Annotated in this window: 18 protein-coding genes and 1 tRNA gene; 8 read left to right on the top strand and 11 right to left on the bottom strand. The window is 64.0% G+C overall.

Going from position 1 to position 19,363, the window contains the following annotated elements; genetic code table 11:
* Positions 1-85 precede the first annotated feature (85 nt).
* From DPM33_RS25205 to chvE, 5 genes are all read right to left on the bottom strand, one after another.
* Complete coding sequence (locus tag DPM33_RS25205; protein WP_112100110.1) at positions 86-538, bottom strand: hypothetical protein; 453 nt, start codon at positions 536-538, stop codon at positions 86-88.
* A gap of 24 nt (positions 539-562) precedes the next feature.
* On the bottom strand, positions 563-1,555 hold the full coding sequence (araD1, locus tag DPM33_RS25210) for an AraD1 family protein (protein ID WP_112100111.1): 993 nt from the start codon (positions 1,553-1,555) through the stop codon (positions 563-565).
* A 206-nt stretch (positions 1,556-1,761) separates the two neighbouring features.
* The gene (gene mmsB / locus DPM33_RS25215; protein WP_112100112.1) at positions 1,762-3,054 is read right to left on the bottom strand and encodes a multiple monosaccharide ABC transporter permease; all 1,293 of its coding nucleotides are present in this window, start codon (positions 3,052-3,054) and stop codon (positions 1,762-1,764) included.
* Positions 3,051-4,586, bottom strand: a complete 1,536-nt coding sequence (mmsA, locus tag DPM33_RS25220; protein ID WP_112100113.1) for a multiple monosaccharide ABC transporter ATP-binding protein — start codon at positions 4,584-4,586, stop codon at positions 3,051-3,053. The genes mmsB and mmsA overlap by 4 nt, the downstream gene beginning before the upstream one ends.
* A 185-nt stretch (positions 4,587-4,771) precedes the next feature.
* Positions 4,772-5,842: a multiple monosaccharide ABC transporter substrate-binding protein gene (gene chvE, locus DPM33_RS25225; RefSeq protein WP_112100114.1), complete on the bottom strand. Its 1,071-nt coding sequence runs from the start codon at positions 5,840-5,842 to the stop codon at positions 4,772-4,774.
* 292 nt (positions 5,843-6,134) lie between these two features.
* Between chvE and DPM33_RS25230 the strand changes: the two genes are divergently transcribed.
* On the top strand, positions 6,135-7,124 hold the full coding sequence (locus tag DPM33_RS25230; RefSeq protein ID WP_112100115.1) for a LysR family transcriptional regulator: 990 nt from the start codon (positions 6,135-6,137) through the stop codon (positions 7,122-7,124).
* A gap of 79 nt (positions 7,125-7,203) precedes the next feature.
* Positions 7,204-7,578, top strand: coding sequence for a protamine-2 (modular protein) (locus tag DPM33_RS25235; RefSeq protein WP_245442363.1), 375 nt, complete (start codon positions 7,204-7,206; stop codon positions 7,576-7,578).
* A gap of 210 nt (positions 7,579-7,788) precedes the next feature.
* On the opposite strand, the gene DPM33_RS25240 is transcribed toward DPM33_RS25235, so the two are convergent.
* Both DPM33_RS25240 and DPM33_RS25245 read right to left on the bottom strand, forming a co-directional pair.
* A complete protein-coding gene (locus DPM33_RS25240) occupies positions 7,789-8,022 on the bottom strand; it encodes a hypothetical protein (protein WP_112100116.1) in 234 nt (77 codons plus the stop codon).
* A gap of 48 nt (positions 8,023-8,070) precedes the next feature.
* Positions 8,071-8,144 (bottom strand) — tRNA-Gly (locus tag DPM33_RS25245).
* Between the two features lie 142 nt (positions 8,145-8,286).
* Here DPM33_RS25245 and DPM33_RS25250 point away from each other — a divergent pair.
* Positions 8,287-8,550, top strand: coding sequence for a DUF6460 domain-containing protein (locus tag DPM33_RS25250; protein WP_112100117.1), 264 nt, complete (start codon positions 8,287-8,289; stop codon positions 8,548-8,550).
* Positions 8,551-8,562: 12 nt separating this feature from the next.
* On the opposite strand, the gene DPM33_RS25255 is transcribed toward DPM33_RS25250, so the two are convergent.
* Positions 8,563-9,465 (bottom strand): histone deacetylase family protein, encoded by a 903-nt coding sequence (locus DPM33_RS25255; protein WP_112100118.1) that lies wholly within the window; start codon positions 9,463-9,465, stop codon positions 8,563-8,565.
* Between the two features lie 126 nt (positions 9,466-9,591).
* Here DPM33_RS25255 and DPM33_RS25260 point away from each other — a divergent pair, with 126 nt between their 5' ends.
* Positions 9,592-10,926, top strand: coding sequence for an MATE family efflux transporter (locus tag DPM33_RS25260; protein WP_245442366.1), 1,335 nt, complete (start codon positions 9,592-9,594; stop codon positions 10,924-10,926).
* Here the strand turns inward: DPM33_RS25260 and DPM33_RS25265 are convergent.
* The gene (locus DPM33_RS25265) at positions 10,919-11,998 is read right to left on the bottom strand and encodes a quinone-dependent dihydroorotate dehydrogenase (RefSeq protein WP_112100119.1); all 1,080 of its coding nucleotides are present in this window, start codon (positions 11,996-11,998) and stop codon (positions 10,919-10,921) included. The genes DPM33_RS25260 and DPM33_RS25265 overlap by 8 nt on opposite strands.
* Positions 11,995-12,342, bottom strand: coding sequence for a DUF952 domain-containing protein (locus DPM33_RS25270; RefSeq protein ID WP_112100120.1), 348 nt, complete (start codon positions 12,340-12,342; stop codon positions 11,995-11,997). The genes DPM33_RS25265 and DPM33_RS25270 overlap by 4 nt, the downstream gene beginning before the upstream one ends.
* A 110-nt stretch (positions 12,343-12,452) precedes the next feature.
* On the opposite strand from DPM33_RS25270, the gene DPM33_RS25275 reads away from it, so the two are divergent.
* Together DPM33_RS25275 and DPM33_RS25280 are read left to right on the top strand one after the other, a co-directional pair.
* On the top strand, positions 12,453-12,887 hold the full coding sequence (locus DPM33_RS25275; RefSeq protein WP_112100217.1) for a hypothetical protein: 435 nt from the start codon (positions 12,453-12,455) through the stop codon (positions 12,885-12,887).
* Between the two features lie 186 nt (positions 12,888-13,073).
* Positions 13,074-13,733, top strand: a complete 660-nt coding sequence (locus DPM33_RS25280; protein ID WP_112100121.1) for a response regulator transcription factor — start codon at positions 13,074-13,076, stop codon at positions 13,731-13,733.
* A gap of 197 nt (positions 13,734-13,930) precedes the next feature.
* Here the strand turns inward: DPM33_RS25280 and DPM33_RS25285 are convergent, their stop codons facing one another.
* Positions 13,931-17,416: a PAS domain-containing hybrid sensor histidine kinase/response regulator gene (locus tag DPM33_RS25285; protein ID WP_112100122.1), complete on the bottom strand. Its 3,486-nt coding sequence runs from the start codon at positions 17,414-17,416 to the stop codon at positions 13,931-13,933.
* A gap of 244 nt (positions 17,417-17,660) precedes the next feature.
* Here DPM33_RS25285 and mscL point away from each other — a divergent pair, with 244 nt between their 5' ends.
* On the top strand, positions 17,661-18,083 hold the full coding sequence (mscL, locus tag DPM33_RS25290) for a large conductance mechanosensitive channel protein MscL (protein ID WP_112100123.1): 423 nt from the start codon (positions 17,661-17,663) through the stop codon (positions 18,081-18,083).
* A gap of 102 nt (positions 18,084-18,185) precedes the next feature.
* Positions 18,186-19,352, top strand: a complete 1,167-nt coding sequence (locus DPM33_RS25295) for a pyridoxal phosphate-dependent aminotransferase (RefSeq protein ID WP_112100124.1) — start codon at positions 18,186-18,188, stop codon at positions 19,350-19,352.
* The last annotated feature ends 11 nt before the right edge of the window (positions 19,353-19,363 follow it).

Raw genomic sequence — 19,363 nt, forward strand, 5'->3', positions numbered from 1 at the left:
AAAAGTGTGAGCGGTTTTCCGTCCGGAATTGCGTCAAAACAAAGAGATAGAGCGGTTAGCCGTTCCCGTGAAACGATGAAACGCTCTACCTGCGAAACAGATATTCCTTCGCAGCGCCAAGGCAGCCGTGGAACTCACTGATGAACAACAGCTCGCGCACGGTCAGGCGCTTTCTGCCCCAAAATCCTTTGGTTTGTTTCGTCTCATCAAGCGGGGAGCTTGAACCCGCGCCCAACGGAAACAACTGTTTGTCGAGGCATCCGAGGACATAGGCTCGCGCGGAGTCGATGCCGCAGGCCTTGGCCTTGTCGTTCAACTTGTCGGCGCGCAGCGCGGACGTCATGCGATCCGTGTTGCGCATCAGGAAGCCCACTTGCGGTTTCGAGTAACCGGCGGCGAGAAGCCGGTTCGTCATCGCCGATCGGGCTTGACGGTAGGAGACCGGGCTGCATTTGGCGGCGCTGTAAGCCGTGGAGGACATGCAGGCGACGGCAAGCGCCAAGCCCATCAACAAAGTGCCGATCCGCTTCCGGTCCATGTCGTCTCCCGGTCCTTGACGCTACTACAGCGCCTTCACCGCCACCTTCACCGGCTTTTCGATCTCCAGCGGATTGCGCAGCGGCAGGCCGAAATCCTGCGCCTCGATCTCGAAAGTATCGCCTTCCTCGGTCCTGATGCCGTCGGCGAAGGACAAGGTCGCGGTGCCGAACATATGCACATGCACGTCGCCTGGCTGGCGGAAGGCCGAATACTTGAAATGGTGGTGTTCGAGATTGGCGATGGTGTGCGACATGTTCGCTTCGCCCGAGAGAAACGGCTTCTCCCACAAAAGCTTGCCGTCGCGCCAGATGCGCGATGCGCCGCGGATATCGGCCGGCAGGTGGCCGATCAGGATTTCGGGACCGAAGGAGGCATTGCGCAGCTTGGAATGAGCGAGGAACAGATAGTTCACCCGCTCGGTGACGTGATCGGAAAACTCGTTCGACAGTGTGAAGCCGACGCGGAACGGCGCGCCGTCATCACCGATGACATAGATGCCGGCGATCTCCGGCTCCTCGCCGCCGTCCTGCGCGAAGGCGGGCGACATCAAAGGCGCGCCCGGCGCAACCGCCATCGTGCCGTTGCCTTTGTAGAACCATTCCGGCTGCACCCCGACCTGGCCCTTGGCGGGCTTGCCGCCTTCGAGCCCCATGCGGAACATCTTCATGGAATCGGTGAGCTGCTCCTCGCCATCGTTGAGCTTCTTGTGCATGGAATCGCGCGTCGCCGCGGAGCCTAGATGCGTGAGGCCGGTGCCGGTGAGATGCAGATGCGCGGGATCGGGATGGTTGATCGGCGATACCAGCCTGCCCCTCTTGTAGGCGGCATCGAGATCGACCGCCTCGCCATAGCCCTTGCGCTCGATCAATGCCTCGAGGCCTGTGCCTGTCCGCGCGGCCTCCATCGCCAGGGAATAGACACTGCGCGCGCCGTTGATGACCCTGGTCTTGCCGCCGCCATTGCGAGCGACGACGCGGATCGTCTCGGCGTCGTCGAGGATCTGGGAGATCAGCATGTTTGAATCCTCTCTCATCTTGCCTGGCTGCCCGCGGGCAAGCCCTTACCGGCGCGGCGCGAAGCAATCCGCGCCACGGTTGAAACGCTTCGTCCGGATTGCGCTCGCGAGCTTGGTCCCTGCCTGGGACTTCTTGGCGCCGACGGGTTGCCGGCAGCGTCGCGATCTAGAACCCGTATGCCTCCTGAAATGCTCGCTTGCGGCTTTCAGGCCTTGTTCTTGTTGTAGACGTCGAAGATGACGGCGCCGAGCAGCACCAGGCCCTTGACCACCTGCTGCCAGTCGACATTGACGCCCATGATCGACATGCCGTTGTTCATCACGCCCATGATGAAGCCGCCGACCACGGCGCCGATCACCTGTCCGACGCCGCCCATTGCCGAGGCGCCGCCGATGAAGACGGCCGCGATGACGTCGAGCTCGCTGCCGAGGCCTGCAGCCGGCACGGCCTGCCCGAGGCGCGCCGCGATGATCAGGCCGCCGAGTGCCGAAAGCACGCCCATGTTGATGAAGACGAGCAGCGTCAGCCTTTCGGTGTTGATGCCCGAAAGCTGCGCGGCCTTGGCGTTGCCGCCCATCGCATAGATGCGCCGGCCGATGGTCATGCGCTTGGTGACGAAGACGAACAGCGAGATCAGCACGCCCATCACCAGAAGCACCACCGGCAGGCCCCTGTAGCTCGCGAACTGGAAGACCAGGAACAGCGCCAGCGCGCTGCCCACCAGCGTCTTGACGACGAACATCGGGAAGGGCTCGGCCTCATAGCCATGCTGCTCGCGCTTGCGCCGTGTCCTGAAGCCGAAATATGCATAGGCGAGCACCGCGATCAGGCCGAGCACGATCGTCGTCATGTGCAGCGTCAGTCCGCTGCCGACGATGGTCTTACCGGCGGCATTCACCGTCGGCGGGATCAGCGTCAGCGGCCCGATGACGTCCGGGATGAAGCCGGAGCTCAGCGCCTTGAAGCTGTCCGGCAGCGGGCCGACCGAGGAACCACCGCCAAGCAGCGCCTGGCAGATGCCGCGGAAGATCAGCATGCCCGCCAGCGTCACGATGAAGCTCGGTATCCGGTGATAGGCGATCCAGTAGCCTTGCGCCGCGCCGATCAGCGCGCCGACGATGAGGCAGACGATCGAGACGACCAGCGGATTCGAGAATATCCCGAGCGGCCAGATCACCATCATCATCGCCGCCAACGCGCCGATGAAGCCCGCGACCGATCCCACGCTGAGGTCGATATAGCCGGCGACGATCACCAGCAGCATGCCGAGCGCCATCACGATGATGAACGAGTTCTGCTGCACCAGGTTCGAGAGGTTCACCGGTTTGAACAGCGTTCCCGACGTCGTGTACTGGAAGAACAGCATGATGACGATCAGCGCGATGATCAGGCCGTATTCGCGCAGGTTCGTCGTCAGCGCCGAGACGGCGATGCGCGGACCTTGCTTCACGTCTTCGGCTGTGCCGCTCTGCGGCGCGGGAGCGCTTTCTGTGCTCATGATGCTTTTTTTCCTTCTCCGCGAACGATGGCGCGCATGATTTTCTCCTGGCTGGCGTCGCTTGCCGCCATTTCGCCGACGATACGCCCTTCGTTCATGACATAGATGCGGTCGGTGATGCCGAGCAGTTCAGGCATTTCCGACGAGATGACGATGATCGCTTTGCCCTCGGCGGCGAGGCGGGCGATGATCGTGTAGATTTCGTATTTGGCGCCGACGTCGATGCCGCGCGTCGGCTCGTCGAGGATCAGCAGCTCCGGGTCGGCGAACAGCCATTTCGACAACACCACCTTCTGCTGGTTGCCGCCCGAGAGATTGCCGGTCAGCTGATAGACGCTGGAGGCGCGGATGTTGGTCTTCTTGCGGTAGTCGTTCGCCACGCTCATTTCGCGCATGTCGTCGATGACGCCGCGGCTCGAAACGCCGCCCAGGTTGGCAAGTGTCACATTGTGCTTGATATGGTCGATGAGGTTGAGGCCGTAGGTCTTGCGGTCCTCGGTGACGTAGGCGACGCCATTTTCCACCGCCTTGCTCACCGTCGAAAGATCGACGGGCTTGCCACGGTGCAGAACCTCGCCGGTGATGTGCCGGCCGTAGGTGCGGCCGAACAGGCTCATCGCGAATTCGGTGCGGCCGGCGCCCATCAGCCCGGCGATGCCGACCACCTCGCCCTTGCGCACATTGAGGTTCACGTTCTTGATCACCTGCCGCTCGGCGTGGATCGGGTGGTAGACCGACCAGTCCTTGACCTCGAAGACCACGTCACCGATCTTCGGCTCGCGCGGCGGATAGCGGTCGTCGAGCGAGCGGCCGACCATCGAGGTGATGATGCGGTCTTCGCTAATGTCTTTCCGCGGCAAGGTCTCGATGGTGCGCCCGTCGCGGATCACCGTCACCTTGTCGGCGACCCGGTTCACCTCGTTGAGCTTGTGCGAGATCAGGATCGAGGTCATGCCCTGGCGCTTGAACTCGAGCAGGAGGTCGAGCAGCGCCTGGCTGTCCTTTTCGCTGAGCGAAGCGGTCGGCTCGTCGAGGATCAGCAGCTTCACTTCCTTGCTGAGCGCCTTGGCGATCTCGACCAGCTGCTGCTTGCCGACGCCGATATTGGTGATCAGCGTCTTGGGATCTTCCTTCAGGCCGACCTTGTCGAGCAGCCCCTTGGTGCGCTTCTCGTTGGCGTTCCAGTCGATGACGCCATAGGTGGCGTGCTCGTTGCCGAGGAAGATGTTTTCCGCGATCGACAGCATCGGCACCAAGGCAAGCTCCTGGTGGATGATGACGATGCCGATATGCTCGCTGTCGTGGATGCCCTTGAAATGGCATTCCTGGCCGCGAAAAACGATCTGGCCTTCATAGGTGCCGGACGGGTAGACGCCCGACAGCACCTTCATCAGCGTCGACTTGCCGGCGCCGTTCTCGCCAACGATGGCGTGGATCTCACCTTCCTCGACGCTGAGGTTGACGTTCGACAGCGCCTTCACGCCGGGGAACGTCTTGGTGATGTCGCGCATCTCCAAAATCGTCGAGGTCATCAGGAATTCCGCTCCCTGGCGCAGGCCTTCCGGTTCCCGGAAGCGTCATGCGCGAAATCAACATACTGCAGTCTGGTTCGCGCCGCGACGGCGCATCGCTGCAGAAGCCGGCAAAAACAATACCGGGGTCGCTTGTGAACGAAAAGGGGCCCTGCGTCGCGCAGGACCCCTCCTTTGAGGCTGGATTACTTCAGCTCGTCGGCCTTGATGTAGCCGGAATCGACCACCTGCGCCTGGTAGTTCGACTTGTCGACCTCATGCGGCGTCAGCAGGATCGAGGGAACGACCTTGACGTCGTTGTTGTAGGTCTTTTCGTCGAGGCCGTCCGGCTTGCCGCCGGAGAGCACCTTGTCGACCAGCTGCACGGTGGCCTTGGCCAGTTCGCGGGTATCCTTGAACACCGTCGAATACTGCTCGCCCGAGATGATCAGCTTGACCGAGGCGGTCTCGGCGTCCTGGCCGGTCACGATCGGCCAGGGCTGAGCGTCGGTGCCGTAGCCGACGGCGCGCAGCGAGGCGGTGATGCCGCGCGACAGGCCGTCATAGGGCGACAGGACGCCATCGACGCGGCTGCCGTCCGAGTAGTTGGCGGAGAGCAGGTTGTCCATGCGCGCCTGGGCGGTGGCGGCGAGCCAGCGCAGCGTGCCGACCTTGTCCATGCCGGTCTGGCCGGACTTGATCTTGATCGAGCCGTCGTCGATCAGCGGCTGCAGGACGGAAATCGCGCCGTTGTAGAAGAAGAAGGCGTTGTTGTCGTCCGGCGAGCCGCCGAACAGCTCGACGTTCCACGGTTTGGTGTTCGGGAAGCGCTCCTTGAGGCCCTTGACCAGGGAATTCGCCTGGATCACGCCGACGCCGAAATTGTCGAAGGTGGTGTAGTAGTCGACATTCTTGGTCTTCTTGATCAGGCGGTCATAGGCGACGACGACGACGCCGGCGTCATTGGCCTTCTGCAGCGCGTCGGCCATGGTGGTGCCGTCGATCGAAGCGATGATCAGCGCCTTCGGGCCCTTGGTGATTTCGTTTTCCAGCTGGCTGAGCTGGTTCGGGATGTCGTCCTGCGCGTATTGCAGGTCGACGGTGTAGCCGAGGGCCTCGAGCTGGGACTTGACGGCATCGCCGTCGTTGATCCAGCGCTGCGAGGTCTTGGTCGGCATCAGCACGCCGACCAGGCCCTTGTCGGCGGCGTGCGCCGAATAGCTGATGGCAGCGATGCCAAGGGCCGCGACGGCGGCCAGTGTCTTGATGATCTTCACATTACTCTCCCTGGTTGATGGACGCGACACCTCGGGGCTTCGCGGGCCGCGCAGTCGAGCAGGTGCGCTGGCGCGCTCCTGTCGGCTTTATCGATCTCCGGTATCCTCCCAATCGGTCCCGCGACGCAGTTTCAATCGATACGAATTCGCTCGTTGCCGACCGTTGCGCCCCGGAACGTGCGAAGGGTGGGTCCCTTTGACATAACTGTCAAATGCGATCTTTGCTGGTTGCTATATCGAAAGTGGTATAGCTAAAAGGACTGATGGAAACCTGCGGAGGGGCCCGAAAATCATGGCGGCATTGCGCGAATCCGATGCGATTTCAGGTGGTTACGAGAAGTTGCCGGGCGACGGCGAAACGCTGCTTCGCAGCGGGCTGAGCCTCCGCCACATGCGCATGATCGCGGCCATTGACGATCACGGACGGGTGAGCGCCGCCGCCCAGGTCATGAACATCTCGCAGCCGGCCGCCTCGCGCATGATCGCCGAGATGGAGGCGGTGCTCGACGTTAAGTTGTGCGAACGGCTGCCGCGCGGCGTGACGCTGACCCCTTATGGCCAGGCGCTTGCCCGCCGCGCCCGCTCGATCCTGCTCGAGATGCGGGAGGCCGATCGCGAGATTTCCGAACTCAAGGCCGGCAAGGGCGGCTCGGTCTTCCTTGGCGCGGTGACGGCGCCGGCGATCGAACTCGCGGTGCCGGCTATCCGCGAAATCCGCCGCATCTATCCGCGCATCGAGATCACCATGCAGGTCGAAACCTCGAACGTGCTCGCCCGCGAGCTGATCGCGTCCCGCCACGATTTCATCATCGCCCGCATTCCCGACGACCTCAATCCGCGGCTTTTCGAATCGCGCGTCATCGGCGTCGAGAAGGCCTGTCTCATCGTGCGCCGCGGCCATCCGCTGGCGAACGGCAAGATGGTGCGGCTGGAAGAGACGGCGGGCTATGACTGGGTGTTCCAGTCCGGCGGCTCGCCGTTGCGCCAGGCGATGGAAAGCAACTTCTTGAACCGCGACATTGCGCTGCCCGACCGCATCCTCAACACTTCTTCGCTGCTGCTTACCCTGGTGATGGTGGCGCAGTCCGACGCCATCGCGCCGGTGTCGATCCAGGTCGCCAAGTTCATTCAAGGCGGCGACGGGCTCGCCGGCGCCATCGATGTCGTGCAGACCGAGTTCGACATCGAGGTTCGGCCCTACAGCCTGATAACGGTCAAGAACCGCGTGCTCTCGCCCGCCGCGAAAATGTTGCACGACTTCATCTTGCGGGAAGTGGGGTGATGGAACGAGAATGCCACTTGTACGTTCAAACCGATCGGCGGCTCGCTGGAGCCTGTTGCGGGTGAGGGAAGGGCCGCCGATGCTCAACAGCTCGGGAGGTTTTTTGATGGAACGTCGGCTATTTCTGACTGGAATGCTTGGCGTTGCGGGGGCGGCGGCACTTGCGAGCCTGGCCGGACCCAGCAAGGCCGTTGCCGGAATTCCCGCCGGCAATGGAATTCTGGACGAACTCGACAAGCCGGATTTGCTCCCGGAAGAGGCGGTTTTCCAAGGCGACGATCAGGCTGAAGTAGAGCTGGTCTCGCACCGCCACGGCCATGGGCACTGGCGCTGGCGTCACCGCCGCCGTGGTCGTCGCCGCGGCTGGAGGCATGTCTGCCGCCGCTACTGGCATCATGGCCGCTGGCGCCGCCGCTGCCGGCGCGAGCGCTACTGGATCGGCATCTGGCTGTAAGGTGTTGCTGGGCGCAACGCCCTTTACAGCATAAACGTTTAAATTGGGTCTTGCGCTGGCGCGCAAGGCCCATGTTGTTGCAGCGGTTTGGGTTCTGTCGCATCCGCTTGCCGCCAGGTGCGGACGCTGGAGCGGAAAGGCTACGGCGAAGTCGCCGGGCCCAACCGCTCACACTTTTCCTGGAATTGCTCGAGCCCTCGGCGGTCAGGATCACGCTCGTCTGTAAATCTTGCTGGGTCGCCTGATAGCCTTGCTGATCGCCCGGCTGAGCGTCATGGGGTACTTCCGCTGCATGAACTGCTCATAGGCCTCGACCCATTTGCCACGCCGCTCGGGCGCTATCTGCGACGGCGGCCTCTCGTCGCTGAAAAGTGACACGATCTTCTGGAGGCGGGAATGAAACGCATCCAGATCCACCCCTGAAAGCTTTGGCTTGCGAGCCACGACCGCGCTGTCCCGCCAAAAATTCTCAGGGTTTGCGGCTGCGCAGACTGGAGCGGGTAGCGGGAATCGAACCCGCGCGTTCAGCTTGGGAAGCTGACAGGCTACCATTACATCATACCCGCGTCGGCACCTCGTTAACATGAGGCCCGTGCTGCAAGCAATCGGCAAAGCTGCATCGGCGGCGGTACTGCTTGATGGCGGACAATCGAGCGCATATTTCTGGGCCTGCGCCCGAATCGGGGCGGTTCGAACCGGAGAATGGCCTTGTCCGCACTGACGCGCTTTCTTGGCGACTCGCCACTCAGGGTGTTCCTGAAGCTGCTCGTCGTCTCCTTCCTCGTCGGCCTCGTCATGCATGCCTTCGGCTGGTCGCCGATGGATGTCTTCGATGGCATCCGCCAGTTCTTCGCCGATCTGTGGAATCTCGGCTTCCACGCCATCGACCGCTTCCTGGGCTATATTCTGCTCGGCGCCGCGATCGTCGTGCCGGTGTTCATTCTGCTTCGGATCGCCAGCTACAGGAAATAGCCGGGGCCAGGATCAGGTATATCGCGAGGCAACCTCGAACAGGATGGCGTGGCGCGCGGCCAGCGCCGGCACGTCGGTCGAATAGCCGCCGCCGATGACGCCGCACAGCGGCACGCCGTGCCTGCGGAAATGGCCGATGACCATGTCTTCGCGAGTGCTGAGGCCATCGTCGGTCAGCGCCAGCCGGCCGAGCCTGTCCTCGGCATGGACGTCCACGCCTGCATTGTAGAAGACGATGTCCCAGCGCCTTTGCCGGGTCAGCTCCGGCAGGATGGCTGCGAGCCGCTCGAGATAGGCATCGTCGCGGGTACCGTCCGGCAAGGCGACGTCGAGGTCGGAGGCGATCTTGCGCACCGGGTAGTTGCGCTCGCCATGCATGGAAAAGGTGAAGGCGCGGGGTTCGTCCTTCAATATGTCGGCCGTGCCGTCGCCCTGGTGCACGTCGAGATCGACGATCAACACGTTCTCGGCGGTGCCTTCGGCCAGCAGCGCCAGCGAGGCGACGGCGACATCGTTGAAGGTGCAGAAGCCGGCGCCTTGCGCGCGTCTGGCATGATGGCTGCCGCCGGCGGCATTGCAGGCAATGCCGTGTTTTAGCGCCAGCCTGGCGGCCAGCATGGTGCCTGCGGTGGCTAGCTGCGCTCGCAGCGACACGCGCGGACCGACCGGAAAGCCGATTTCGCGTTCAATTTTCTCCGGCACCTGGCAGGCGATCACCTGGTCGACATAGTCGGCCGCATGCGCCTGCTTCAGCCATTCCGGCGATGCAGGGTCGGGCATCGATAGCGTCTCCGGCACAGCCAAGCCGCGTACGCGCAAGGCTTCCATCAAAAGCGGATACTTGCTCATCGGAAAGCGATGATTGACGGCGAAGCCGGCGTCATAGTCGGGGTGATGGACAATCTGGAGCGGCATGGGTGGGGCGGCCTGAGCCAGCTCTGAATTTCGGTTGGCTGTCGGTGGATAGCGGTTGCGTGGCGCCGGCAAACTGGGGCACATCGGCTCCTCGATCAAGCCGCAATCAGCCAGGCAGCAATCCTCTTGGATGCAATCCAGACCAACAGCAGATCCTTTGCCGTCACCAACCGCTCGGTGCTGGCGATCGCCGTGCCGATGACGCTCGCCTATCTGACGACGCCGCTGCTCGGCATCGTCGACACGGCGGTGGTCGGACAGTTCGGCGACGCGGCGCTGCTCGGCGGCCTGGCGGCGGGATCGCTGGTCTTCGACGTCGTCTTCACCACCTTCAACTTCCTGCGCTCCGGCACCACTGGTCTCGTCGCCCAGGCTTTCGGGCGCGGCGACGCGCTGGAAGAGCAGGCGGTGCTGTGGCGCGCCGTGCTGATCGCGGTCGTCGCCGGCGTCATCCTTGCCGCCCTTTCGCCACTCTTTGCCATCGGCGGCCAATGGTTCATGGGCGCCGAACCGCGCGTCAGCGCGGCGATGTCGGTCTATATCCGCATCAGGCTGCTCGCAGCACCCTTTTCGCTGATCAATTACGCCATACTGGGCTACGTGCTCGGCCGTGGCGAGGGCGGGCTCGGCCTGATGCTGCAGGCGGTGCTCAACGGCATCAACATCGCGCTTTGCTTCCTGCTCGGCCTCAAGCTCGGCTGGGGGGTCGCCGGCGTCGCCTGGGCGACGGTCACCGGCGAGTTCCTGGCCATGCTGCTCGGCCTCGCCATCGTGCTCAGCCGCTTCCGCAGGCTGGAGCGGCCTTCGCGCCGGCGCATCCTCGACCTGCCGGCCTACCGGCACATGCTGTCGCTCAACCGCGACATCATGATCCGCTCCTTCTCGCTGCTCGCCGCCTTCGCGCTGTTCACGCGCCAGGGCGCGCAGTTCGGCACGGTGACGCTCGCCGCCAACGCCGTGCTGATGAACTTCTTCCTGATCGCCGGCTATTTCCTCGACGGTTTTGCCACCGCCGCCGAGCAGCTCGCCGGCCGCGCAATCGGCGCGCGGGCGCCTGCCCCGTTCCGGCAGGCCGTGCGGCTGACATTGATCTGGGGTTTTGGCCTCGCGGGTGTCGCCACGCTCGTCTTGCTGACCGCCGGCGCCGGCCTTGTGGCATTGGTGACGACGTCTCGGGAAGTCCGCGCCGTTGCCGACAGCTATCTGCCCTGGGCGGCTTTCACGGCGCTGAGCGGCGTGCTCGCCTTCCAGATGGACGGCGTCTTCATCGGCGCCACCTGGTCGCGCGACATGCGCAACATGATGCTGCTATCGTTCCTCGCCTTCAGCGCCGCGCTGATCACGTTGGCGCCGGCCTTCGGCAACAGTGGCCTGTGGGCATCGCTGCACGTGTTCCTGCTGGTACGCGGATTGAGCCTGCTGACCATGCTCAGGCTCAGGGTGCGGACAGCGTTCAGCTGAATGGCTTTGCGGCCCAGCGCTCGCAGGCGGAGTCGCGCAGGCCGCGGATCGAGCCAAGTCGCTCGCGCTCCGCAAACCGCGCCATACCGGCAATGATGCGCCCGGGCAGCGCCGGCCCGGCATAGATCATGCCGGTGTAGAGCTGGACGAGGTCGGCGCCGGCGCGGATTTTCTCGAGCGCCGCCTCGGCGGAATCGACACCGCCGACGCCGATGATGGCCATGTTCGGCCCGAGCAACTTGCGCATGCGGGCGAGCACGGCGGTCGAGCGCTCGAACAGCGGCTTGCCCGAAAGGCCGCCGGTTTCACCGGTCCCTGTCGCGCTCCGCAATCCGCTCCGCGCAAGTGTCGTGTTGGAGACGATGACGCCATTGATCTTTTTCTCCAGGACCTCAGCCGCGATGTCTTCCATCTCGGCTTCGACCAAGTCCGGTGCGATCTTCAGGAAGACCGGCGGCTGCGCTGACGCCGCGGCACGCGCCGCCATCACCCGCGACAGCAATTCGCCGAGCTGCTCGCGTGCCTGCATGTTGCGCAGGCCCGGCGTGTTGGGTGACGAGATGTTGACCGTCAGATAGCTCGCATAGGGCGCGAAGCGGGTGACGCCGCGCTCATAGTCGGCGATCCGGTCGGCGCTGTCCTTGTTGGCGCCGATGTTGACGCCGACGATGCCTGGTCGCGCCTTGCGCGCGGCAAGGCGTTTCTCGGCGGCCGCATGGCCTTCATTGTTGAAGCCCAGCCGGTTGATCACCGCCTCGTCCGCCGTCAGCCGGAAGATACGCGGTTTTGGATTGCCCGATTGCGGCAGCGGCGTGATGGTTCCGACCTCGGCAAAGCCGAAGCCAAGCCCAAGCAGCGCGTCCGGCACTTCGGCGTTCTTGTCGTAACCGGCCGCCATGCCGAGCGGATTCGGGAAATCGAGGCCGCAGAGGCTCATCTTGAGCCGCGCGTCGCGCGGCGCCGTCGCGCCGACCGGCAGCCCGCAGCGCAAAGCCGCGATCGACATGCCGTGCGCGGTTTCCGGATCGAAGGAGAAAAGCAGCTTTTGGCCGATCCGGTCGAGCACGCTCATTCGCCCTCCAGCGTCGGAAAGTCGTGGCCGGCGGCGCCGAGCGGCAGCGGCTTCACCCAGAGAACCGCGTCGAGAGCGAGCGGGGCGTAGAGATGCGGGAACAGGGCGCCTCCGCGCGGTACCTCGTACTTCAAGGCATCGCCCAACTGTGCCCCGTCAATCGCGATCAGCAGCAGGTCGGTCTGCCCGGCGAAATGCTTGGCCGCCGTCTCGCGCGCCTGGGCAGCGGTGGAGAAATGGATGAAGCCGTCGGCGATGTCGATCGGCGCGCCGGTGAAGCGTCCGTACTTCACGGCTTCGCGCCAAAGCGCCTCGGGCGCGATCTTGTAGATAATTTGAGACATTCCCGCGCTATAGTCCGAAGCTGAAGCATGGGGAAGGGTTGAGCCGCGTTCTTCCCCATTTCCGGCGCAAAGCTGTGACAGGTTGCGCTTATCGGCTCATGGAGGACAACATGCGTCTTCAGCACATCCTGATCCCCGCGGCGCTCTGCTCGTTGGTTGCCGCTTCCGCCTATTCCGAGGAAACCGACCACTACCGCCTGGAGAAGTCCGCCACCGGCTATGTCCGCATGGACACCCAGACCGGCGCCATGTCGATCTGCGAGGAGCGCTCCGGCCAGCTCGTCTGCAAGATGGCGGCCGACGAGCGTGCCGCCTACCAGGACGAGATCGACCGGCTGGACAATTCGGTCAAGGCGCTCGACGCGCGTGTCGCCAAACTAGAGAATTCGCTGTCTGCCCGGCTGGAATCGCAATTGCCCAGCCAAGAGGATTTCAACAAGACGATGGGCTACATGCAGCAGTTCTTCCGCACCTTCAAGGATATCGTCAAGGACATGGACAAGGAAGAGGGCGACGGTGGCGCCAAGCTGAACCAGAAGACCTGAACCCGCGGCCAATTCCAGGAGAAGCGCATCGCGGTTTTCCGTCTGGAATTGCGCAAAACGACAGCCGAACCGTTAGGAAAAACCCTTCGCGCGGCCTTTGCCGCTTGAAAACGCGCCGCGCCGCCGCATAATCATTTTCGTCCCCGCAAGAAGCAGAAAATCATGATGGGATCGGGGGAGGGATACTTGCCGTCGGGCCACACCTTCGTCATTGCCGACGACCATCCACTTTTTCGCGGCGCCTTGAAGGAGGCGCTTGCCGGCATCGGTGACGTTGCCGCCATCCACGAGGCCGGCGATTTCGAAAGCGCCAAGGCGCTGGTGCTGGCCAATGAGGACATCGACATGGTGCTGCTCGACCTGTCGATGCCCGGCGCCAGCGGCCTCTCAGGGTTGATCTCGCTGCGCGGCATCCATCCGACGGTGCCATTGGTGGTGGTGTCGGCGCATGACGATCCGGTAACCATCCGTCGCGCGCTCGATCTCGGCGCCTCCGGCTTCATTTCCAAATCGGCGAGCATGGAAGAAATCCGCGACGCCGTGCAGGCGGTGCTTGCCGGCGATATCGCGGCACCCACCGGCATCGAGCTCGGCGTCGAGCGCGATCCGGAAATCTCCGACCTGATCAAGCGCCTGCAGGCGCTGACGCCGCAGCAGACGCGCGTGCTCGGCATGCTGGCCGAAGGTCTGCTCAACAAGCAGATCGCCTATGAGCTCGGCGTTTCCGAGGCGACCATCAAGGCGCATGTCTCGGCCATCCTGCAGAAGCTCGGCGTCGACAGCCGTACCCAGGCGGTCATCCAGCTGTCGAAGATCGGCGGCGACCCGCTGCAGCCGGTGGGCTGATCGCCAGCGCCTTTCTCAGCGATAATTCTCGACGACCGAAGCACCTTGGGGCACCGAAGCCTCCGGCGCCCTATCTGCTTCGGCGTCGGATACGGCTGTGTCCGAACGAAACCGCGCCCGTCCGATCGCGGCGCCAAGGCCAAGCGAGGCGATAGGAGGCGCGCGCCGCGAAGCCGGCGCCCGCGCGTTGACGGCGTTCACTCCGCCGCCGACGCCAGCGGCCTGACCCGCGCCATCATCGAGCGCAACACGGCCGGCTTCAGCGGCTTGTTGATCACGGGAATGTCCAGCTTGCCCGCCGCGGTGCGCACCTCGCTGGAGCGGTCGGCGGTGACCAGCACACAGGCCAGATCCTGCCCGTAAGCGGCGCGCAGCGTGGCGATCGCATCGAGCCCGGTGCTGCCGTCGAGATGGTAATCGGCAAGCACGAGGTCCGGCTTTGGCGCGCCGGCCCTCACGAGATCGCCTGATCCCGAAGCCGTCTCGACACGGCAGCCCCAGCCCTCGAGCAGCAGCCGCATGCCGTCGAGGATGCGCGCGTCATTGTCGATGCACAGCACATTGAGCCCGGCCAGCGTCGAAGCGGATCGGGCGGGCGCCTTGCCGACCTCGCGCGGCGGCGCCGCGACCGCCGCGACCGGCAGGAGGACGGAAAAGCGCGTGCCTTTGCCCAGGTTTGAGAAGATTCGGATTTCAAGCCGCAGCACCCGCGCGATGCGGTCGACGATCGAGAGGCCAAGGCCAAGGCCCTCGGCCTCGCGCGCGCCTTCGTCGAGCCGCGTGAATTCGTGGAAGACGGTGTTGAGCTTGTCGCCGGCAATGCCGATACCGGTGTCGATAACCTGGACCTCGGCCAGTTCGCCGCGCCGCCGCACACCCACCAGGATGCGGCCCTGGCGCGTGTACTTGATGGCGTTGGAAACGAGGTTCTGGATCAGCCGGCGCAAGAGGTTGCGGTCGGTCATGACGCCGAGCGAGGACGGCATGATCTTGAGCTCCAGCTTCTTTTCGGCGGCAAGCGGGCGAAAATCATTGCCGATCTGGGCGAGCAGCCCGCCGAGGTTGAAGGCGGTGTCCTCCGGCTTCATGGCGCCGGCGTCGAGCCGCGAGATATCGAGCACCGCGCCGAGGATGGTCTCGACCGATTCCAGCGAGGATTCGATGTTGACCGCCGCCTTGCCGGCCGGCCCCTTGCCGGCCTTCTCGATCAGCGACGAGCAATAGAGCCGGGCGGCGTTCAGCGGCTGCAGGATATCGTGGCCGGCGGCGGCGAGGAAGCGCGTTTTGCCGAGGTTCGCCTCCTCGGCCAGCATCTGCGCCTGCGCCAGTTCCTCGTTGACGCGGGTGAGCTCGATGGTGCGGGTCTTCACCCGCTGTTCCAGCGATTCATTGGCCCGCTTCAGCGCAAGGTCCTGCTCGACGCGGCCGGAAATGTCGGCATAGGTGGCGACGATGCCGCCGTCCGGCATCGGGTTGGAGCGCAGCTCGAGGATACGGCCGCTGGTCTTCAGCTCCATCTGCCACGGGCCGGCGAAGCTAGTCAGCCGGTTGAGCATCGTCACGCGCTGGTCGGCGGGAAAGTCCCCGCGCTCGGCGAGATGGCGCAGGATCCGGTCGAGCGACACGCCGACCTGGCCCATCTCGTCCGGCAGGTCGAACAGCAGCCGGTATTGTCGGTTCCAGCAGATCAGCCGGAGATCGCGGTCGAAGACGGTGATGCCTTGCTCCATCTGGTCGAGCGCGATCTGCAAGAGGTCGCGATTGTGCTGCAGCGCCTCGGTGGCGTCGTCGAGCAGCTTGAAGGCATCCTTGGAATCGCGGTCGTTGCGGCGAAAGAGCAGCGACAGGATCAGCCGCGCCGACGACGAGCCGACCGCGCTTGCCAGCAATTGCTCCGAGAAGCGGATGACGTCCATGCTCGCCTGCTCCTTGCCGTGCAGCGAGACGTTTGTGTCCCTCTCGAAGGACTGGAAGGAGCGCTCGGTGCGCTCGACGCCGAGATAGCGCGAGATCGTATCCTTGAGGTCGTTGACGGTGACGGCGGTGCGGAAGCGGCGCAGGCTCGGCATCGGGCTCGACTCGCGCGGCACGAAGATCGCCGCTTGGATGCGCTCCAGCGGTAGGGACGCGCGCGAGAGGGAGCCCAGCACGAAGAACAGCGCGTTGACCGAAAGGCTCCACAGCACGCCGTGGTTCAGCGGTTCGCCGACGGTGCCGAACAGCGCCTGCGGCCTCAGCGCCTCGAAGCCGAACAGGCCGTGGACGACGATGTCGGAATCGGGACCGGCGAGTGACGGCAGCAGCAGCGTGTAGCACCAGACGGCGATGCCGGCGACCATGCCGAGCGCTGCGCCCCGGCCATTGGCGCGGCGCCAGATCAGGCCGCCGATCAGCGCCGGCGCGAATTGGGCGATCGCGGCGAACGACATCAGCCCGATCGAGGACAGCCGCGCGCTGTTGGTGCTCTCGCGGTAGTAGAGGAAAGCGATGAACAGCATGATGAAGATCGACGCGCGCCTGACATTGAGGATCAGCGTCGACCAGTCCTCATTCTCCGAAGCGCTGGTCTTGAGCACGCGGCGCACGAACAGCGGGATGACGAGATCGTTGGAGATCATGATCGACAGTGCGACGCTTTCCACGATCACCATGGCGGTCGCCGCCGACAGACCGCCGATGAAGGCGGCCATGGCAAGCAGGTCATGGCCGCTGAGCAAGGGCAGCGACAGCACGTAAAGGTCGCTGCTGGTCTTGGTGCCGACCAGCGACAGGCCGGCAAAGGCGATCGGCAGCACGAACAGGTTGATCGCCACGAGATAGAGCGGGAACACCCAGGTCGCCGTGCGCAGCTCCGCCTCGCTGCGGTTCTCGACGATGGTGACGTAGAATTGCCGCGGCAGCATCAGGATGGCAAAGCCGCTCAAGCCGGTCAGCACCAGCCAGGTGGCCAAGGAGGTGTTGTAGCCCATCGCCTGGCGCACCTCGCCGTTTGCGGCGAGCTTGGCGAACATGTCGCCGGGACCGCCGAAGATCAGGAAGGTCACCATCAGGCCGATGGTGATGAACGCGGCGAGCTTGACCACGGTTTCCACCGCCACAGCCAGAACCAGCCCGTCCTGATGCTCGGTGGCGTCGGCATGGCGGGTGCCGAACAGCACCGCGAAGAGCGCCAGCAACATTGCCACCACAAGCGAGATATCGCTGACGAACGGATCGAAAGAGGGCGGCGAGCCGGTATAGTGCTCGACCATCAGGCTGACCGAGCCTGAGATCGCCTTGAGCTGCAGCGCGATATAAGGCACCGCGCCGACAGTCGCGATCACTGTCGCGATCGCCGCGACGACAAAACTCTTGCCGTAACGAGCGCCGAGAAGGTCGGCGATGGAGGTGATCTTCTCGCTTTTCGCCAGCCGGACCAGGCGGTTGAGCAGCGGGAAGCCGAACACGAAGACCAGCACCGGTCCGGTATAGATGCCGAGGAATTCAAGGCCGCGCTCGGACGAAAGACCGACCGAGCCGAAGAAGGTCCAGGAGGTGCAATAGATGGCGAGGCTGAGCGCGTAGATGAAGGGCCGCGCGCGGCCGAACCCGGTGGCCGCCGCGCGCCGGTCGCCGACGCTGGCAATGGCGAAAAGCAGCGTCACATAGGCGATCGCGATGATGACGACGAACCAGCCTTGCACGGTCCGCACTTCCTCCCTGGCCGGTCTCCCATCCGGCTGACGCTAGACGCAATCACAGCTTGGGGCCTGAGTCCATCGCGGCTTTCGGCGCATATGTGCTTGATGACGCAGCGTAAACACAAACCGGTGCTTTGACCTTTTTTCAGGTTTTGCAACCGGGGGTTTTTGTTATTGTGAGCGCTGACCGGCGCCGAAGGAAAGTGGGTGAGGCGGCAGCGCGGCCTGTTACGGCAAGGAGGGACGAATGCTGAAAGAATTCCAGGAATTCATCTCCAAGGGCAATGTCATGGACTTGGCCGTCGGCGTCATCATCGGCGCCGCCTTTGGCAAGATCGTCGATTCACTGGTCAACGACATCATCATGCCGATCGTCGGTGCGATTTTCGGCGGGCTGGACTTCAACAACTATTTCTTCGGACTGTCCTCGAACGTCCATTCGGCCGCGCTGGCCGATGCCAAGAAAGAAGGCGCCGTTTTCGCCTATGGCAGCTTCATCACCGTGGTGCTGAATTTCATCATCCTCGCCTTCATCATCTTCCTGATGGTCAAGGCGGTGAACAATCTGCGCAAGAGGGTCGAGCGCGAGAAGCCTGCCGCCCCTGCGGCCCCGCCGCCAGCCGATGTGCAGCTTCTGACCGAAATCCGCGACCTGCTCGCCAAGAGATAACGCGGCGCGAGCCATTCTGGACCAAAACCCCGGCCATTCACGGCCGGGGTTTTCTGTTTCGCTATCTGGTAAGAGCGCAACTGACTACGAAACGGAACTGCCATGACTTTGATCCAGACTTTGCGCACCGAAGCCCGCGCCGCGCCCGAAAGCGGCATCGTCGCCGTCGTCAATCACGGCCGCCTGCGCGAAGGCCTGATCCCGCTCTGGGCCGGCGAGGGCGACCTGCCGACGCCCTCCTTCATCAGCGATGCCGCCGCCAAGGGGCTGGCCGATGGCGAGACGTTCTACACCTGGCAGAAGGGCATTCCCGCCCTCAGGCAGGCGCTCTCCCGCTACTACGCCCGTCATTTCGGCAAGACCTTCGCCGAGGAAGAGTTCATCGTCACCGCCTCCGGCATGCATGCCATCCAGTTGGCCATCGACGCGATCGCCGGCAGCGGCGACGAGGTGATCTACCTTTCGCCCGCCTGGCCGAATTTCGCAGCGGCCGCGGGCGTGGCTGGCGCCGTGCCGGTGCCGGTCACGCTCGATCAGTCCGGCAATGGCTGGTCCTGCGATGTCGACAAGATCGCCTCGGCGATCACGCCGCGCACGAAGCTGCTGTTCATCAACACGCCGTCCAACCCGACCGGCTGGACCGCGGACAGGGAGACGCTTCAAGCGATCCTCGATCTCGCCCGCCAAAAGGGCATGTGGATCATCGCCGACGAGATCTATTCGCTGTTCCACTATGGCCATGGCCGCGCGCCGTCCTTCCTCGACGTCGCCACGGCCGAAGACCGCATCCTTTTCGTCAACAGCTTTTCCAAGAACTGGGCGATGACCGGCTGGCGCGTCGGCTGGATCAAGACCCATCCTGCCTTGCAGCAGGTGTTCGAGAACCTGATCCAGTACTCGACCTCAGGTGTCGCGCAATTCATGCAGCGCGGCGCTGTCGCCGCGCTCGACGAGGGCGACGGCTTTATCGTCGAACAAGTGGAGCGGGCGCGGGCGGCACGCAATTTGGTCTGCGACATTCTTGGCGCCACCGGAAAGGCGCGTTTCACCGTGCCGCAGGGCGCCTTCTATCTGTTCTTCACCGTCGACGGCATCACCGATTCCCGCAGCGCCGCCTTCGATATCGTCGATAACGCCAATGTCGGCCTGGCGCCCGGCACCGCCTTCGGCCCCGGCGGCGAGGCTTTCCTCAGACTATGCTTCCACCGCCGCCTCGATCAGCTCGAGGAGGCGGCGCGTCGCCTGGCGAAATGGATGAAGACGGTGTGAGGCAGGCGGGC

It is taken from the genome of Mesorhizobium hawassense, from assembly GCF_003289945.1.
GTDB lineage: Bacteria > Pseudomonadota > Alphaproteobacteria > Rhizobiales > Rhizobiaceae > Mesorhizobium > Mesorhizobium hawassense.

Bases quoted from the DNA above. Each gene is read 5' to 3' on its own strand.
- DPM33_RS25235 (WP_245442363.1), top strand. From the start codon at position 7,204: ATGCTCAACAGCTCGGGAGGTTTTTTGATGGAACGTCGGCTATTTCTG.
- mscL (WP_112100123.1), top strand. From the start codon at position 17,661: ATGCTGAAAGAATTCCAGGAATTCATCTCCAAGGGCAATGTCATGGAC.
- DPM33_RS25265 (WP_112100119.1), bottom strand. From the start codon at position 11,998: ATGAGCGTGCTCGACCGGATCGGCCAAAAGCTGCTTTTCTCCTTCGAT.
- DPM33_RS25295 (WP_112100124.1), top strand. From the start codon at position 18,186: ATGACTTTGATCCAGACTTTGCGCACCGAAGCCCGCGCCGCGCCCGAA.
- DPM33_RS25205 (WP_112100110.1), bottom strand. From the start codon at position 538: ATGGACCGGAAGCGGATCGGCACTTTGTTGATGGGCTTGGCGCTTGCC.
- DPM33_RS25255 (WP_112100118.1), bottom strand. From the start codon at position 9,465: ATGCCGCTCCAGATTGTCCATCACCCCGACTATGACGCCGGCTTCGCC.
- mmsB (WP_112100112.1), bottom strand. From the start codon at position 3,054: ATGAGCACAGAAAGCGCTCCCGCGCCGCAGAGCGGCACAGCCGAAGAC.
- DPM33_RS25230 (WP_112100115.1), top strand. From the start codon at position 6,135: ATGGCGGCATTGCGCGAATCCGATGCGATTTCAGGTGGTTACGAGAAG.
- DPM33_RS25275 (WP_112100217.1), top strand. From the start codon at position 12,453: ATGCGTCTTCAGCACATCCTGATCCCCGCGGCGCTCTGCTCGTTGGTT.
- araD1 (WP_112100111.1), bottom strand. From the start codon at position 1,555: ATGCTGATCTCCCAGATCCTCGACGACGCCGAGACGATCCGCGTCGTC.
- DPM33_RS25270 (WP_112100120.1), bottom strand. From the start codon at position 12,342: ATGTCTCAAATTATCTACAAGATCGCGCCCGAGGCGCTTTGGCGCGAA.
- mmsA (WP_112100113.1), bottom strand. From the start codon at position 4,586: ATGACCTCGACGATTTTGGAGATGCGCGACATCACCAAGACGTTCCCC.